Annotated in this window: 18 protein-coding genes, 5 tRNA genes and 1 rRNA gene; 23 read left to right on the top strand and 1 reads right to left on the bottom strand. The window is 43.0% G+C overall.

The annotated features are described in order from the left end of the window. The first annotated feature begins 112 nt into the window (after nt 1–112). Both B5D59_RS13030 and B5D59_RS13025 read left to right on the top strand, forming a co-directional pair. On the top strand, nt 113–592 hold the full coding sequence (locus tag B5D59_RS13030; RefSeq protein WP_078818256.1) for a PH domain-containing protein: 480 nt from the start codon (nt 113–115) through the stop codon (nt 590–592). Beyond that, on the top strand, nt 582–2,096 hold the full coding sequence (locus B5D59_RS13025; RefSeq protein WP_176132588.1) for a PH domain-containing protein: 1,515 nt from the start codon (nt 582–584) through the stop codon (nt 2,094–2,096). Before B5D59_RS13030 ends, B5D59_RS13025 begins: the two co-directional genes overlap by 11 nt. Before the next feature lie 39 nt (nt 2,097–2,135). Here the strand turns inward: B5D59_RS13025 and B5D59_RS13020 are convergent, their stop codons facing one another. Continuing rightward, entirely contained in the window at nt 2,136–2,744 is a 609-nt protein-coding gene (locus B5D59_RS13020; protein ID WP_009498870.1) for a rhomboid family intramembrane serine protease, read from the bottom strand. Between the two features lie 68 nt (nt 2,745–2,812). Between B5D59_RS13020 and acpS the strand changes: the two genes are divergently transcribed. The 21 genes from acpS to B5D59_RS12915 form a co-directional block, all read left to right on the top strand. Then, nucleotides 2,813–3,169 (top strand): holo-ACP synthase, encoded by a 357-nt coding sequence (acpS, locus tag B5D59_RS13015; protein ID WP_078818254.1) that lies wholly within the window; start codon nt 2,813–2,815, stop codon nt 3,167–3,169. 95 nt (nt 3,170–3,264) lie between these two features. Further along, complete coding sequence (locus B5D59_RS13010; protein ID WP_078818253.1) at nt 3,265–4,308, top strand: LolA family protein; 1,044 nt, start codon at nt 3,265–3,267, stop codon at nt 4,306–4,308. 87 nt (nt 4,309–4,395) lie between these two features. After that, nucleotides 4,396–5,511, top strand: a complete 1,116-nt coding sequence (gene alr / locus B5D59_RS13005) for an alanine racemase (RefSeq protein ID WP_078818252.1) — start codon at nt 4,396–4,398, stop codon at nt 5,509–5,511. 156 nt (nt 5,512–5,667) lie between these two features. Next, entirely contained in the window at nt 5,668–5,973 is a 306-nt protein-coding gene (locus B5D59_RS13000; protein WP_009498866.1) for a hypothetical protein, read from the top strand. A gap of 4 nt (nt 5,974–5,977) precedes the next feature. After that, a complete protein-coding gene (locus tag B5D59_RS12995; RefSeq protein ID WP_009498865.1) occupies nt 5,978–6,328 on the top strand; it encodes a type II toxin-antitoxin system PemK/MazF family toxin in 351 nt (116 codons plus the stop codon). 190 nt (nt 6,329–6,518) lie between these two features. Further along, nucleotides 6,519–7,343 (top strand): RsbT co-antagonist protein RsbRA, encoded by an 825-nt coding sequence (locus B5D59_RS12990; RefSeq protein ID WP_078818251.1) that lies wholly within the window; start codon nt 6,519–6,521, stop codon nt 7,341–7,343. Between the two features lies 1 nt (nt 7,344). Further along, on the top strand, nt 7,345–7,707 hold the full coding sequence (locus B5D59_RS12985) for an STAS domain-containing protein (protein WP_009498863.1): 363 nt from the start codon (nt 7,345–7,347) through the stop codon (nt 7,705–7,707). A 2-nt stretch (nt 7,708–7,709) separates the two neighbouring features. After that, nucleotides 7,710–8,111 carry an anti-sigma regulatory factor gene (locus tag B5D59_RS12980; RefSeq protein WP_078818250.1) on the top strand — a complete coding sequence of 134 codons (402 nt, stop codon included), beginning with the start codon at nt 7,710–7,712 and terminating at the stop codon, nt 8,109–8,111. A 13-nt stretch (nt 8,112–8,124) separates the two neighbouring features. Then, nucleotides 8,125–9,129 carry a PP2C family protein-serine/threonine phosphatase gene (locus B5D59_RS12975; protein ID WP_176132587.1) on the top strand — a complete coding sequence of 335 codons (1,005 nt, stop codon included), beginning with the start codon at nt 8,125–8,127 and terminating at the stop codon, nt 9,127–9,129. 104 nt (nt 9,130–9,233) lie between these two features. Beyond that, a complete protein-coding gene (locus tag B5D59_RS12970) occupies nt 9,234–9,575 on the top strand; it encodes an STAS domain-containing protein (protein ID WP_040759890.1) in 342 nt (113 codons plus the stop codon). After that, nucleotides 9,562–10,035 carry an anti-sigma B factor RsbW gene (gene rsbW / locus B5D59_RS12965; protein WP_040759889.1) on the top strand — a complete coding sequence of 158 codons (474 nt, stop codon included), beginning with the start codon at nt 9,562–9,564 and terminating at the stop codon, nt 10,033–10,035. The genes B5D59_RS12970 and rsbW overlap by 14 nt, the downstream gene beginning before the upstream one ends. After that, the gene (sigB, locus tag B5D59_RS12960) at nt 10,010–10,795 is read left to right on the top strand and encodes an RNA polymerase sigma factor SigB (RefSeq protein ID WP_009498857.1); all 786 of its coding nucleotides are present in this window, start codon (nt 10,010–10,012) and stop codon (nt 10,793–10,795) included. The genes rsbW and sigB overlap by 26 nt, the downstream gene beginning before the upstream one ends. Continuing rightward, entirely contained in the window at nt 10,795–11,391 is a 597-nt protein-coding gene (locus tag B5D59_RS12955; RefSeq protein WP_009498855.1) for a PP2C family serine/threonine-protein phosphatase, read from the top strand. The genes sigB and B5D59_RS12955 overlap by 1 nt, the downstream gene beginning before the upstream one ends. Nucleotides 11,392–11,504: 113 nt before the next feature. After that, the gene (locus B5D59_RS12950; protein ID WP_009498854.1) at nt 11,505–13,646 is read left to right on the top strand and encodes a Tex family protein; all 2,142 of its coding nucleotides are present in this window, start codon (nt 11,505–11,507) and stop codon (nt 13,644–13,646) included. 14 nt (nt 13,647–13,660) lie between these two features. Beyond that, entirely contained in the window at nt 13,661–14,113 is a 453-nt protein-coding gene (locus B5D59_RS12945) for a SprT family protein (RefSeq protein ID WP_040759888.1), read from the top strand. A 429-nt stretch (nt 14,114–14,542) separates the two neighbouring features. After that, nucleotides 14,543–14,614 (top strand) — tRNA-Glu (locus B5D59_RS12940). A gap of 53 nt (nt 14,615–14,667) precedes the next feature. Beyond that, nucleotides 14,668–14,742: transfer RNA gene (locus tag B5D59_RS12935), tRNA-Gln, on the top strand. 78 nt (nt 14,743–14,820) lie between these two features. Beyond that, nucleotides 14,821–14,896 (top strand) — tRNA-Lys (locus B5D59_RS12930). A 67-nt stretch (nt 14,897–14,963) separates the two neighbouring features. Further along, a tRNA-Leu gene (locus B5D59_RS12925) sits at nt 14,964–15,050 on the top strand. Between the two features lie 26 nt (nt 15,051–15,076). Beyond that, a tRNA-Gly gene (locus B5D59_RS12920) sits at nt 15,077–15,150 on the top strand. A 144-nt stretch (nt 15,151–15,294) separates the two neighbouring features. After that, nucleotides 15,295–15,584: ribosomal RNA gene (locus B5D59_RS12915) — 16S ribosomal RNA — on the top strand; the annotation flags it as partial.

Genomic DNA, 15,584 nt, shown 5'->3' with positions numbered 1-15,584 from the left:
CTTCCAGCAGTTCGGATTTTTTTTTAGATGTTATGATATGATCAATCAGAATGAAACGTTTTCAAGTTTATTTCGTATACATAGTAGGTATTGTGGAAAGGAGTAGATGTGATTGAGACAGCAACCTGCAAATCAAATCTCAAGAAAAGGACTGACCGTCTGGAGATTGTATGGAATTATACAAACTTTAATTTTAATGGCCGTCGCGATCGGCATCGGTTTTCTCATGTATTACTTTGAATGGCCTATTTGGATAGGTATAGTAGCGGCAGTGGTTGTCATGCTGTATGCATTTTTCTCTATTTATCTATTCCCGAAAATTAGATGGGAACGGTGGCGTTATGAAGTGCGTGAAGCAGAGATCGAGCTGCAACATGGCCTTTTTATTGTCAATCGGACGTTAATTCCAATGGTTCGCGTGCAACATGTGGATACAGCGGAAGGGCCGATTTTGCGTAAATATGGTTTGGCTTCGATTACCATCTCCACCGCGGCAACGAACCATTCTATTCCCGCTTTGGTGACGGAGGAAGCGGATGAATTGCGCAATCGGATTTCCACGTTTGCAAGGGTGGCGAAAGATGATGTCTGAACAACGCTATAAATTGCATTGGATCACGGCAGTAGTGGAAACGGTCAAAACATTGAAAGATATGATCGCACCTTTCGTTATCTTGGTCGTTGCCAACGGATTTAAAGGGGAGTCTACACAACCTTGGTTCGTTCAGTATTGGTCCCTAATTTTATTCGGTATTCTACTTGTGTCTACACTAGTAGCGGGTATCGTCAAATGGCGTCGTTTTGACTATTGGTTTGAGGATCAGGAATTGCGGATGGTTTCGGGTTTGTTCGTGCGAAAAAAACGCTATATTCCATTTGACCGTATACAAAGCCTTGATTATACGGAAGGGATTTTTCATCGTCCATTTAATTTGGTGAAAGTGAAAGTAGAAACTGCGGGTTCTGCTTCGGGCAAGGATGCAGAAGCGGAATTGACCGCCATCACGAAGGATGCAGCCGAGCAAATTGAACAGGAAATTCAGCGAGCGAAACGAGTTCAAATAACAGGGCCGATTCCTCGTCGTTATGAAAATGAAGAATTGTTGCTTCACGGAGACCGTGAAATTACGCAAGAAACAGAACGATCAGTACGCGCTGTTTTTTCGATGACAACAGGTGATTTGCTCATGTTGGCAACTACGTCGGGAGGAATTGGGGTCATTTTATCGGGGGCCGTCGTATTTTTGTCGCAAATCGAGGAAATCATCCCGTTTGATTGGCTATTTGGCGAATTGGAATCATTCGTTCGTTTTGGCGTGTTTGTGATCGGCATTCTGATTTTGCTAGGTTTCATACTGGTTTGGTTATTATCCGTTGCGATGACCTTCTTGGCGAATTACGATTTTAAAGTGAAATTGGAAAAAGATGATCTCGTTATCACGCGAGGACTGCTCGAAAAAAAACGTGTGACGGTTCCGCTGAATCGGGTTCAAAATGTCTCGATTGTGGAGAATCCATTTCGTCAGTTATTTGGTTATGCGAGCGTCGTTCTGAGCAGTGCAGGGGGAGTAGGGGAAGGTGCGCGTATCAAGCTTTTTCCATTGGCTAAACGTGATCGGATAATTGAGCCGCTGCAAGAGTTGTTTCCGAATTTGGATTTCGGTGAGCCGACGGAAGTGCTGGATGCGCGGGGGAAACGTTTTTATTATCGCTTTAAGCTCTTCCTGACGCTTGTACTCGTGGCGGCCGCTTCGTACTTTTTATTCCCATACGGTTTATTATCGTTATTGTTGCTCCCATTCGTGTGGGGGCTCGGACTCTGGCAATATAAGACAGCAGCTTATTCAATCTTACCCAAACAGTTGACCATGCGCTTCCGGTCCATAAGCCGACACACCGTGTTTATGGAAAAGAATCGTATCCAATCAATGGAGGTAGATCAGAACTACTTCCACCGCAGAAGAAAGGTGGCCACTGTCACGGTCAATGTCAAATCGGGCATGACTGTCGATGCTCCTGCGGTCCGACACATGCCGCAAGAACAAGCAGAGCAATTCCTTTTATGGTATGAATATCCCACGGAAAGTAAAGAATGAAAAAGCCAGACAAGATCACTTGTCTGGCTTTCTGTTCATCTATCGTTTCTTTCTCCAACTGACGATATTCTTTGGATTGAAATAACTGAGTCCGATGAGGAAACCGGTGATCAATCCTGCGATATGTGCAGTGACATTAATATTCGTCCCGACAAATGTCATGACAACGCTTATAACGATGATCGGCAAAATCACTTGCTTCAATTGCGGGAAGACGTGCTTCGTATAATAAACGAGCGCACCGAACGCGCCGAACACTCCGAAAATCGCACCGCTTGCTCCCAAGTGACGATAGTCTCCTGATTGCAAGAAGTACGTGGCGACATCGCCGAACAAGCCTGCCAACATATAGATCGTAATAAAACGAGCCTTCCCTGCGATCTTCTCTAGTTCAGGACCGAAAATGAATAAAGAAAACATATTGAACAGTAAATGCGTCAACCCGCCATGTAAAAACATCGGGGTGACCAGGCGCCAATATTCTCCATTAGCGATTAAAAAGTTATCGCCGATACCGAACAGAAGGAGTTGGTTCCCAATGCCGGGAATCCACGTCAATATAAAAATCCCGATATTCAATGCCAATAAGAATGTCACGATAGGATAAGCGCGAACATATTGCGAAAAGTTTTCTGTACGTATAAACATAGTTTCACCTCAATCTTCTGTACTGATTATACCTGTAAATCACACTGATGGGAAAGGAGATGTCTGTTTTGATACAAGGAATTGGACTGGATATAGTGGAATTAGAGCGTGTTGCGCGCTTGGACAAACGTAACTCTAAGTTCCGTGAACGTATTTTGTCTTCATCTGAATTGCAAATCTATGAAAAAATGAGCGGTCATAGGAAAACGGAGTATTTGGCGGGTCGCTTCGCGGCAAAGGAGGCGTTTTCCAAAGCGCGGGGCACAGGCATAGGTCAAGATTGCGGTTTTCTAGATATCGAAGTGATTGCGGAACCAAGCGGCCGACCCGCATTGTACTTCCGTCGACAGCCTGTCAAAGGGTTCATCAGCATCACACATACACAAACTGTTGCGGCAGCACAGGTAATTTTAATGGAAGACTGAAGTGACAATCCAAAACTTTGAAACAAGCTCGCATATTCGATTCATCACTCTCATAAGATAAGCTACCCGAATTGATTGGAGAAAGGATGAATTGAATGCGGAAACGATTTCTGTTGTTAGTTGTCGTAGCAGTCTTGCTAGTCTTAGGGGGATGCGGTAAACCTTCTAAAGAAGATGTGATGAAAAAGCTCAGCAATAAATGGAACGAAACGAAAGGCTATGAATTGAATGCCTCAATGGAAATTAAAACGGGCGCAGAACCTCGGGTATACGATGTGGAGGTATGGCATACAAAGCCCGAATTTTACAAAGTGAATGTCACGCAATCGGGGAATGAAGATTCACAAATGATAGTCCGTAATGAAGAAGGTGTCTTTGTCATTACACCGTCCTTGGGCAAAACCTATAAATTTCAAAGTGACTGGCCTGCTCAAAACAGCCAAGGATATTTGATTGGTACGCTAGCGGAAGACATTAAGGTTGATAAAGCGGCGACAATGGAAGAAAAGGAAAAAGAGTATGTCTTTGAAACGGAAACTCGCAATAATCATAAAAAATTATTGCCTACGCAAAAGATTCATATCGATAAGAAAACACTCTTGCCGACTCATGTAACAATCCATGACGAAACGGGCGAGGAAAAGATTTCGATCAAGTTCTCTAAAATTTCTTTGGGTGTAGAGCATAAGGTTGCGGATTATGCGGTCGAAATGGAGCAACCAAAAGCGGAAAGTGATCAAGCGGGGTCTGATGATGAGGAAGCCGGCGCTGATGAAAAAGCGGATGCTGATGAAAAAACAACAGGCTTTCAAACTTATTATCCAGCAGTGAATTGGGAAGGATCGACGCTATCAGACGAAAAGAGCGTGACGACTGAAAATGGTCAACGTATCTTGATGACGTTCAGCGGAGAGAAAGAATTTGTGGTTATTCAGGAACCTGCAGAAAAGCCGATGAACCAACTGCCTGTCTCAGTAGAGGGTGATCCAGTGGATTTAGGATTTGCTGTAGCAGCGTTAACGGACCAATCCATCCATTGGGAAGTAAATGGAGTGTCCTTCTTTGTCGCTTCTGAAACATTGAGCAAAGAAGAATTGATCACTGTTGCGAATTCCATGACCGTTACAGAAGCGAAATAATCAGCGGTTGAATCAATTGACTTGATCCTGCGTTCGGATAGATAATTAATTAAACAAGACACAGTCTATCCAATGAGGTGAAGCGAGATGTTCAACGAGACCGATTATCGGCCAACAAGAGCGATTATTGATACAACAGCAGTTAAGCATAATGTCCAGCGTGTTATTTCTTATCTTCCTAACAAAACGAAATTGATCGCGGTTGTGAAGTCGGACGGCTATGGTCACGGCGCAGTACAGATTTCAAATGCTGCGCTGGAGGCCGGAGCCGAGATGCTGGCTGTGGCTACGCCCGACGAAGCAATCACGCTTAGGAAACATCATCATGCAGTCGACATTCTCGTGATGGGTCCTTCACCTATTTCATTTGCGAAAGTAGCGGCAGAACAAGGTATTATGCTGACTATTACAAGCGCTGCATGGGTGAAACAAGTTAACGATCAACCGCAATTCGATAAAAAATGCAAAGTACATGTAAAAATTGATAGCGGAATGGGTAGAATCGGGGTACGGACTGAATCGGAGTTGACTAATCTGACCGAGTTGATTAATCAGTCCGATCACCTGTCTATTGAAGGAACGTTTACTCATTTTGCCCGGGCGGATGAAAAGGATGCAGAGCCGACTCGATTGCAATTTAAACGATTTACACAACTGGTCGACTGTTTTCCGAAAAAGCCGCGCCTGGTTCATGCTTCTAATAGTGCTGCGACACTGATGTTCCCTGAATATGCACTAGATGCGGTTCGCTTTGGTGTGAGTCTGTACGGTATCGCACCATCCGCAGCCGTTGAGAAAAAATTACCCTTTGTGCTTGAAAAAGCAATGTCGATTGAAACCGAGTTGGCTTATGTGAAGAAGTTGCCTGCCGGCGAACAAATCAGTTATGGCGGGACCTATGAAACAGAAGAAGATGAATGGATTGGCACGTTGCCGATCGGCTATGCAGATGGTTTAAAACGTTCATTAGAAGGGCAAGAAGTATTGATAGGAGGCAGACGTGTCCCGATTGTCGGCACGATCTGCATGGATCAATGTATGATCAAACTCCCGTACGAATATCCAGAAGGTGAAAAAGTGATATTAATCGGCAGGCAAGGAGATGAGGAGATCACGATAGAAGAATGGGCGGGACGGCTAGGTACCATCCCTTATGAAATAGCCGTAACATTTTCAGCGCGTATTCCTAGGGTTTATAGGTAAAATATTTCTCGTACAATTCGATGCAACTTTCACAGCAACGGCCATTTATTTCGACAAACTACTGAATAAATTTGCATTTCTTGTCATAAGAGTTCAAACCTTGTCTTTTCTTATTAGTATTTCGATGGTAAGATAGATTTGATATAGAAATAAGGGATGGGTTTGTCGGAGGTGCTCAAGTTGCGTACGAATAAAAACGAAAAAGAAATAATTAGTATAGCCCCAACAAGATTGCTGCAGCAAAATGAAGACGCAATCTTTCAGCGGGAGCAGATGCAAGATGATTTCGTTTATATGACGACAGAGAGACATATGGAGTATGGTGAAGCTTCCTTATTGCGGGAAGCTATGATCAGAGGTTATGTTGAAATGTCGCAGATTAACCTAAACATAGCGGCAGAGTGTTTATATGCGGAATTTGAAGCTCAGCATACCGTGGAACGTTGCGTCAGCGGAGGATGAAAAGTTGGCAATTAAACGTGGAGACGTCTTTTTTGCAGATTTGTCACCTGTAGTCGGTTCTGAACAGGGAGGGACCCGACCGGTTCTCGTCATACAAAATGACATCGGAAATCGGTTTAGTCCCACAGTAATCGTGGCAGCCATTACTGCACAAATACAAAAAGCAAAATTGCCGACACATGTCGAAATAACGGCGGCACGGCATGGATTCGAGCGGGATTCAGTCATCCTGCTCGAGCAAGTCCGCACAATCGACAAGTCGAGGCTCACAGACAAAATAACACATTTAGACGATGCGTTAATGAAACAAGTCGATGAGTCATTGCAAGTAAGTTTCGGGCTCATTAAATTTTAGCATACATATTCTAACTACAGTTTTTTTAAAAAGCAGTACAAGATGGCTGCTACCCTAAAACACTACTGCCAATAGGCTCTAGTGTTTTTTTTGTATAGTTCTTTAATAAAAAAACAGCAAAATACATGTAGTTTGTACAAATTTTCGTTACAATAGAGATAACTGAAGGTATAGGGAGGAACAAGTGGCGATGAATGAAGTAATGAAACAAAGCATATCCGACAATATAGATACCATCACCAAACGCTGGGTGGAGCAAATGAAGGACAACTCCAGTGAGCGATTTTTAGATTTAATGCCGGCGAGTGTTGTAGAAACGACGAGCAGGGAATTTACTACATTAATGACTTCTAACTTATCCCATCGAGAGAAAGTGGATAAAGAAAGATTGGACGAGTTCACGGAGAAGATCATTCATTTTGGTTGGTCCATCAAATTCATTAACCGTGCGATTGATACATTCTCCGCAGTTGTATATGAGTTGTTTTTCGAAACGGGTGTTCTGACGAATTCAAATCTGCGTCAAGGTATGGACATTTTCTCCAGCTGGATCAACCCATTGCGCGAGAGTATTATTGAAGAATACGCTACGAAGTGGGAACAAACAGATAGCCTGCAAAAAATTGCTTTGCAGGAATTATCAGCCTCCTTGATTCCAGTATTTGAAAAAATCTCCGTTATGCCGTTAGTAGGGACGATCGATACAGAGCGCGCCAAACTGATTATGGAAAATTTGTTGGAAGGTGTCGTAAAACAACGTGCCGAAGTGGTGTTGCTTGATATTACAGGCGTACCAGTCGTGGATACAATGGTGGCTCATCATATAATTCAGGCTGCAGATGCAGTGCGGCTTGTCGGAGCGAAATGTATGTTGGTCGGTATTCGTCCTGAAATTGCTCAGACTATCGTGACATTGGGTATTAACTTAACGGACTTTTCAACGACCAGCACACTGAGACGAGGGATGCAAGAGGCGTTGCAGATGACAGGACGTACGATAGTGGAGGAGGAATAGTATGAAGATGCGAATCCCGATTCTAAAGTTAAAAGATACATTAATCGTATCCATTCAAGTAGAGCTAGACGATCAGACCGCTTTGCAATTCCAAGAAGATTTATTGGATCAATTGCATAAGACATCAGCCCGCGGTGTGGTAATCGATCTGACGCCAATTGACTTCATTGATTCATTTATCGCGAAAGTACTTGGTGACGTGATTCACATGACCAGTCTGATGGGAGCGAAAGTGGTCATCACAGGTATTCAACCATCAGTAGCCATCACACTTATTGAACTTGGCATACGCTTGGAAAATGTGAAGACTGCATTAGATCTAGAAAATGGGCTAGAGAAATTGACTAGAGAATTGGAGGCCTGACCATGGAGCACGGGTCTTCTATAGAGATCAATACGGAATGGGACATTGTTGCAGCAAGGCAGCTTGGCCGTAATGAGGCGAAGGAAACTGGTTTTGGAACAGTGGACCAGGCAAGAATTACAACTGCCATCAGCGAATTGGCAAGAAATATATATCTGTATGCAGGAAAAGGTGTAATTAAAATCGAGCCTGTCCGGGCTGGTCAGCGAGCAGGATTGATTATTACGGCTTCAGACGAAGGCCCGGGTATTACTGACTTGCAAAAAGTGATGGAGGATGGGTTTACTACTTCTGGAGGGTTGGGTGCCGGTATGCCTGGAGTCAAGCGATTGATGGATGACTTTCGCGTTGAGACGGAAGTGGGTATTGGTACTACCATTACAGCGACGAAATGGTTGCACTAGGAGTTGAAGAACATTGCCACAGGAGACAGGCAAACAGTATAAACAAATGCTGAAGAGTTTTCTGCGCACCCAAGGGGAAGAAGATCTTTATTTAGGTCAGCAATTCAGTCGTAATTTTATAGAAAAGAAAATTGCGCCTGAAGATGTCATCAGCCTTCACAAAACCTCTATTGAAGAGTTGATCGAGGACCTGCCCCCGGAAGTAAGTATTTCTTTTGATTTTTTAATTGAAATGATGATCCATTATGGACTAGCTTTGAAAGAACACCAAAGTCTAATTCGTAAGCAAGAAGCCATTCAAATGGAGATGGATATTGCGGTAAGGATGCAGAATACGCTGTTACAGACCGCGACTCCTGAAGTACAAGGACTGGACATCGGCTGGATCTCAAAGCCTGCTAAACAGATGAATGGGGACTATGTATACTTTTTGAATGAAACTTCAAGTCAAGTGTGCTTAGCGGTGGCGGATATTATTGGCAAAGGGATGTCTGCTGCTATGCATATGTCCATGGTGAAATTCGGCATGGATAGTCTGCGCTACGAAAAGAGAAGTCCATCTGAAGTACTCAGTTTTATTAATAAAATGATTGAAAAAAGCATTTCCGATTCGATGTTCGTTTCCATGTTCTATGGAAAGTATGACACGGATACCGCTACGTTTCGCTATGCTTCAGCGGGACATGAACCAGCCCTTTTTTATTGTGCAGCCGAAAAAGAGTTTAAGCTATTGGAGAGCAAAGGGCTTCTGCTTGGAGTTCAGGAAGAAGCGAAATACGAGGAACGTACAGTTAAGCTCGAAGTGAATGATTTTGTCGTTATAATGACGGATGGTGTAAGTGAAACTCGAACGGAAAATGGATTCATTGAAATGGATTTTATCGAAAACTTACTGTGTCAAGTGAAGTCCGAAAATGCACAAGCGATGGTCGACTATTTATTTAATGAACTTTCTAGAATGCAAGACTACCAGTTGCATGATGACTTTACACTGGTTATTTTGAAAAAAACAAAATAAATGTTTTGAAGTTTGGAAAGCGGGTATATTACAAGATGTGTGCAAATATCGAAATGATGATGCGCATAAATTGGAAAAATAGAGAAACCGATCGGGGTGGCGAAATGAATTTACAAGTTGAGCAAGTAGACAAAGATTTAGTTCATAAATTTAAGATTATTGGTGAGATTGATATATATACGGCACCAAAGTTGAAGGAACATTTGGCAAAGCTGGAGCAGGCAGAAGGAATGGAAGTTGAGCTGGACTTATCTGAGGTCAATTACATGGATAGTACAGGATTAGGCGTTTTCGTCGGCTTCTATAAAGAGATTAAAGCACATAACGCTAAACTGGTGATCAAAGGATTGAATCAGCGCCTCTATCGATTATTCGAAATCACAGGGTTGAATGAAATTATGGAGATAGAACAGATAGAAGGTGGCGAAGATGATGCAAGCGTTTGATTATATTGAAGTGAAAGTTCCGGCGAAACCACAATATGTTGGGGTAGCTCGATTGGCGATTTCAGGCTTGGCGAGCCGTCTAGGATTTACATACGACGAGATCGAGGATTTGAAAATCGCTGCAAGTGAAGCTGTGACGAACGCAGTGCAGCACGCCTACAATGACGAGAAAGTAGGTGAAGTGATTTTAGGCTGTGCCCTTTATGAGGACCGATTAGAAATTGTCGTGACAGATCATGGCAGAAGCTTCGATTTTGAAGAAACGAAGAAGAAGATTGGTCCATACCAAGACTGGAACGAGGAATCGCCATTAAGGGAAGGAGGATTAGGCCTTTACTTGATGGAAGCATTAATGGATGAAGTGAAGATTGATCATGGGGAGGGTGTCATCGTCTTCATGACCAAATACTTGGGCAGAGAGCGAGGAGAAGGACATGTCAAACCAACGGTCTTCTCGTGACAATGAGACAAAGGAACAAGTAATCCAGTGGATACATGAATATCAAGAGACACAAGATGACGACGCCCAAACGCAGTTAGTCTTGCATTACGAGCGTTTGGTTCATTCGATTGCCCGAAAATATTCCCGTGGCCAATCACATCACGAAGACATCGTGCAGGCAGGTATGCTCGGGTTATTAGGTGCGATTCGTCGCTATGATCCTGAGCAAGGAAGAAGTTTCGAAGCATTTGCCGTACCAACAATTATAGGCGAAATCAAGCGTTTCCTTCGCGATAAGACATGGGCTGTCCATGTACCGCGACGTATAAAAGAATTGGGCCCTAAAATTAAAGCGGCTGTTGAGACGCTGACAACAGAGTTTCAACGCTCGCCTATGGTATACGAAATAGCAGAGTATCTTGACACTGACGAAGAACTTGTATTGGAAGCAATGGAGATGGGCAGAAGCTATCAAGCGTTATCCATTGACCATACGCTGGATGCGGATTCAGAAGGTGGCACAATTACGCTGCTTGATATTATAGGTGAAACAGACGGTGGATTTGAAAAGACAGACCAACGAATGCTGGTCTTAGATGCATTAAGTGTATTGAGCGAACGTGAGCGCCAAATTATCCAGTATACATATATTGACCAGATGAGTCAGAAAGAAGCTGGGGAATTACTGAATATCTCTCAAATGCATGTATCTAGACTGCAAAGAAAAGCAATTAAGAAACTGCAAGAAGTAATACTAACAAGTGGTGGTGCGAAGTAGTGAAAACTTTCGAGAATGAATATGTAGAGGCATATATATACCAACAGTCGAAAAAGGGAAATAAGGATTCTGGGGATGCATACTACATTCATTCAGAAGAAGATTATTTCATTTGTGCAATCGCAGACGGTTTAGGAAGCGGAACAGACGCTAAGGAATCCGCCGAAGTGATACCGAACGTATTGGAAGAGTACCATCATGAATCACCTGACGATTTGTTGCTACGTTGCAATAAATTAATGTTCCACAAACGTGGCGCAGCGGTCGGAATTGTAAAAGTTTATTTTACCCAGCAAACTTTGGAGTACAGTTGTGTTGGTAATATCCGTCTATATATCCTACAGTCAAATGGTCAGATGATTTATCCGTTGCCTGTCATGGGCTACCTGTCAGGACGTCCGCAATCACTTCGTACGCAACGCTATCCATATCATAAGAATGATCGATTTTTCTTACATTCAGATGGCGTGAGCTTGCGTAGCCCTAAAAAGTATTTACAAGAGAACACCACATCCTATCAATTGTACAGAAAAATTGAAAGTACAATCGATTCGAATGATGATGCGACATTCATCGCGGCAAGCCTGCTTCATTAATTTGAAGTGGGTTTTTTTGTATGTACTTATCAGATAGGTAAGGCAGGAATCTGAATTCGACCTATGCTATTATATGGAAAGAAGAAGGGGTGGTTGAATTGTCAATAGATCTTATGGAAGCAACCGCGAGCCGAGCAGGCATTGGCAAACGTCAAACTGCAAGTGTTATCGCGCTATTGGAAGAAGGCAACACAGTACCTTTTATTGCGCGTTACCGTAAAGAAGCGACAGGTTCATTAGATGAAGTGCAGATAAAAGAGATTGAAGACTCTTATCACTATGTAAAATCATTGGAACAACGAAAAGAGGAAGTACTTCGTTTGATCGAAGAGCAAGGAAAGCTGAACGATCAATTAAAGGCCGATATTGAGCGGGCGACTGTATTGCAGCGAATTGAAGACTTATATCGTCCATACAAGCAAAAACGTCGAACGAAGGCGATGATCGCTATCGAAAGCGGTTTAGAACCGCTGGCTGATGAGATGATGCAACAAACAAACAGTAGTATCGAAAAGTCAGCTGCTGTGTACGTGAACACGGAAAAAGAGGTTCACACAATCGAAGATGCTCTTGAAGGTGCTAAATTCATTATTGCGGAAAGAGTTTCTGAAGACGCCACAATGCGGGAACGTATCCGTAAAACTACGTGGTCTGCAGGACGCTTGACGGCTGCTTTGAAAAAAGGTGCGGAAGATGAGCGGAAAGTTTTCGAAAATTATTATGATTACGAAGAACCGTTGAATAAAATTGTTCCTCACAGAGTGCTTGCTATCAATCGTGGAGAAAAGGAAGATGTACTGCGTGTCGGTGTAGGTTTTCCGGCTGATCGGATTGTCGGAGATCTGGAGCGGGCGTACCTCAAACAAACAGGTTCGCCATCTGCATCTTATATAAAGAACGCATTGGAAGATTCATTCAAGCGGTTAATCGCTCCTTCTATTGAAAGGGAAGTACGAACAGCGTTGACTGAAAAAGCCGAAGCGCAGGCGATTCATGTGTTTTCCGAAAATCTTCGGAGCCTTTTACTGCAAGCTCCCTTAAAAGGCAGAACAGTTCTCGGCGTGGACCCTGCTTTCCGTACAGGGTGTAAGTTGGCGGTCGTAGATGAGACGGGTAAGCTTCATGATATCTCCGTGATATATCCACATCCGCCCAAACCGCAAAAAGAGGCATCGAAAAAAGTAATAATGGATTTATTGAAGAAATATCCGATTTCGATCATTGCAATCGGCAATGGAACAGCTTCAAGAGAAACCGAGAAATTCATTGTCGAACTAATTAAAGAAGCTGAAGAGCCAGTTTCCTACGTGATAGTAAACGAGGCAGGTGCCAGTGTCTATTCGGCGTCACCGCAAGCAAGGGAAGAGTTCCCTGATCTCCAAGTCGAACAGCGTAGCGCTGTATCGATTGCACGTCGTTTGCAAGATCCGCTGTCAGAACTCGTCAAAATTGATCCTGAGTCAATAGGTGTGGGGCAATATCAGCATGACGTGGCAAAAAAGAATCTGTCGGAGTCCTTGTCCTTTGTCGTAGAAACGGCAGTAAACCAGGTAGGTGTCAATGTCAACACCGCCTCTTCTTCACTTTTGCAATATGTTTCAGGGCTTTCAAAAACTGTAGCTGAAAACATCGTCAAAGCAAGGGAAGAAGCAGGTAAATTCAAAAAGCGAACAGACTTAAAGAAGATTCCAAGATTAGGTTCCAAAACATATGAGCAAGCAATCGGCTTCCTGCGCATACCAGAATCCAAAGAACCTTTTGATACAACAGGGATTCACCCGGAAAGCTATAAAATTGCAGAATCCGTTTTGAAAGAAGTAGCGCTGGATAAAACTCAATTGGGAACGAGTGAAGCGACAGAGGCTTTGGGGAAAGTCGACATTGCACAACTGGCTAGACAGCTAGAGGTTGGAGAGATCACGCTTAAGGACATTATCGAAACGATGCAACGCCCCAACCGTGACCCTCGTGACGACTATCCACAACCATTACTGAAAGCGGATGTTTTGGATATTAAAGATCTGCACGAAGGAATGGAAATGCAAGGGACTGTCCGAAATGTCGTGGATTTTGGTGCCTTTGTTGATATTGGTGTTTCCGAAGACGGTCTGGTTCACATATCGAAGATGAAAAAAGGATTCGTCAAACACCCATTAGACGTCGTAGCCTCCGGTGACATTGTGACAGTGTGGATCGATTCAGTTGATCGACAAAAGGGACGTATTGCTTTATCCATGCTGCCTTTATCTAAGTAAGGGAGAATATGAGTATGTCGGATGAACAACTACAACAACTAGTCGAGCAAATCTCACTCGACGTCTTCTATAAACCTTTCATCCATCAAGCAATCTTTAATAAAAGGTTGCGTACAACAGGAGGACGCTATAAGCTATCCAATCATTATATTGAGATTAATCCACTTGTTGTCCAACTTTACGACGAGGATGAATTGGTTGGAATCATCAAACATGAACTATGCCATTACCATCTTCATTTAGAAGGTAAAGGATATAAACATGGGGATACCGATTTTAAAAAACTGTTACGACAGACAAATTCGCCACGTCATTGTAAGCCGCTTGCAGAGCGAAGAACGAAAAGTACGGTCGTCCACCATTATCGTTGTACTGCCTGTGGGTGCAACTATCAAAGACGAAGACGAATGGATTGCCGTAAATATCGTTGCGGAAAATGTGCGGGGAAGATCGTCAAAGTAGTATAAATAAAGAAAAGGGCTGTCATGAAAAACTGAAATGTCTTTTATATGGCAGCCTTTACTCGTAAATATTGGCAATGAACTCAGTGAGACGCGCTAAAGTCTCGTAGGACCATACCAGTCTTATATTATATATTCTCATCGTAATAGCGTTTTCCAAGAATGAATAAAAAGTTTTTTTGACCCACAAGCAAGTATTGTTAAAGTGAAATGTTTTCAGAAGGATCTTAGAATCGGGATAGAGGCTATACAAAATAAAACAAAAAAATTTAAAGTGAAAGCTTGTTAAATCAAGGTTCTAGAAGAATAATGAAAGTTTTTTTAAAAAGATTGATAAAAAAGGTTGACGAATTTGATGACCCTGTCTATAATAGGAAAAGTCGACTGAGACATGCGGAACAAATCGCACATTAGTTTACCGGACAATATAACTAAGGCCCCTTGGTCAAGCGGTTAAGACACCGCCCTTTCACGGCGGTAACACGGGTTCGAATCCCGTAGGGGTCACTTTAGTAAAATTAAACGAATGCCTAGAAGTCTGACGAACAGTTTATCAGTAGTGGGGTATAGCCAAGCGGTAAGGCAACGGACTTTGACTCCGTCATTCGTTGGTTCGAATCCAGCTACCCCAGCCATTTTTATAACATCACTTTTTAAAGTGTTATAAGGATCAAGTATGGTATTTGGAACATCTCGTTTTTTACTTTCAAAACGAGCCATTAGCTCAGTTGGTAGAGCATCTGACTTTTAATCAGAGGGTCACAGGTTCGAATCCTGTATGGCTCACCACTTTTTCAAAAAAAGTTGTTGACTTATCATTTCGATCATGTATAATAGAGTTTGTCGCTAAAACAGAGCGGTAGTGGCGGAATGGCAGACGCGCTAGGTTGAGGGCCTAGTGGGGGTTAACCCCGTGGAGGTTCAAGTCCTCTTTACCGCACCAAACATGCTATTCATTACAATTTATATGCGGGTGTAGTTTAGTGGTAAAACCTCAGCCTTCCAAGCTGATGATGAGGGTTCGATTCCCTTCACCCGCTCCATATTATTTAACCAAATGAACCTTGAAAACTGAACAGCAAAACGTTAACGAAATAAACGTTTGTGCATCGACTCTGTCGATGACATAAACAAAATGAGTATCTTAAATGATGCCAGCAAGAAATCGAGCTAACTCGAATTTCTCTTTTATGGAGAGTTTGATCCTGGCTCAGGACGAACGCTGGCGGCGTGCCTAATACATGCAAGTCGAGCGAATCTTTGGGAGCTTGCTCCTAAAGATTAGCGGCGGACGGGTGAGTAACACGTGGGCAACCTACCTTACAGATGGGGATAACTCCGGGAAACCGGGGCTAATACCGAATAATCCATTTATTCGCATGAAGAGATGTTGAAAGACGGTTTCGGCTGTCACTGTGAGATGGGCCCGCGGCGCATTAGTTAGTTGGTGGGGTAACGGCCTACCAAGACCACGATG

The sequence above is a fragment of the Sporosarcina newyorkensis genome (assembly GCF_900167515.1).
Lineage (GTDB): Bacteria > Bacillota > Bacilli > Bacillales_A > Planococcaceae > Sporosarcina > Sporosarcina newyorkensis.
The sequence above is the reverse complement of the archived record's forward strand: the minus strand, read 5'-3'. Positions and strand labels throughout refer to the sequence as shown.

What these genes read in the sequence shown, in the direction of transcription:
- B5D59_RS13025 (WP_176132588.1), top strand. Translation starts at nt 582, where the DNA reads ATGATGTCTGAACAACGCTATAAATTGCATTGGATCACGGCAGTAGTG.
- B5D59_RS13020 (WP_009498870.1), bottom strand. Translation starts at nt 2,744, where the DNA reads ATGTTTATACGTACAGAAAACTTTTCGCAATATGTTCGCGCTTATCCT.
- B5D59_RS13010 (WP_078818253.1), top strand. Translation starts at nt 3,265, where the DNA reads ATGCGGAAACGATTTCTGTTGTTAGTTGTCGTAGCAGTCTTGCTAGTC.
- alr (WP_078818252.1), top strand. Translation starts at nt 4,396, where the DNA reads ATGTTCAACGAGACCGATTATCGGCCAACAAGAGCGATTATTGATACA.
- B5D59_RS13000 (WP_009498866.1), top strand. Translation starts at nt 5,668, where the DNA reads ATGGGTTTGTCGGAGGTGCTCAAGTTGCGTACGAATAAAAACGAAAAA.
- B5D59_RS12990 (WP_078818251.1), top strand. Translation starts at nt 6,519, where the DNA reads ATGAATGAAGTAATGAAACAAAGCATATCCGACAATATAGATACCATC.
- B5D59_RS12985 (WP_009498863.1), top strand. Translation starts at nt 7,345, where the DNA reads ATGAAGATGCGAATCCCGATTCTAAAGTTAAAAGATACATTAATCGTA.
- B5D59_RS12980 (WP_078818250.1), top strand. Translation starts at nt 7,710, where the DNA reads ATGGAGCACGGGTCTTCTATAGAGATCAATACGGAATGGGACATTGTT.
- B5D59_RS12970 (WP_040759890.1), top strand. Translation starts at nt 9,234, where the DNA reads ATGAATTTACAAGTTGAGCAAGTAGACAAAGATTTAGTTCATAAATTT.
- rsbW (WP_040759889.1), top strand. Translation starts at nt 9,562, where the DNA reads ATGCAAGCGTTTGATTATATTGAAGTGAAAGTTCCGGCGAAACCACAA.
- sigB (WP_009498857.1), top strand. Translation starts at nt 10,010, where the DNA reads ATGTCAAACCAACGGTCTTCTCGTGACAATGAGACAAAGGAACAAGTA.
- B5D59_RS12950 (WP_009498854.1), top strand. Translation starts at nt 11,505, where the DNA reads ATGGAAGCAACCGCGAGCCGAGCAGGCATTGGCAAACGTCAAACTGCA.
- B5D59_RS12945 (WP_040759888.1), top strand. Translation starts at nt 13,661, where the DNA reads ATGTCGGATGAACAACTACAACAACTAGTCGAGCAAATCTCACTCGAC.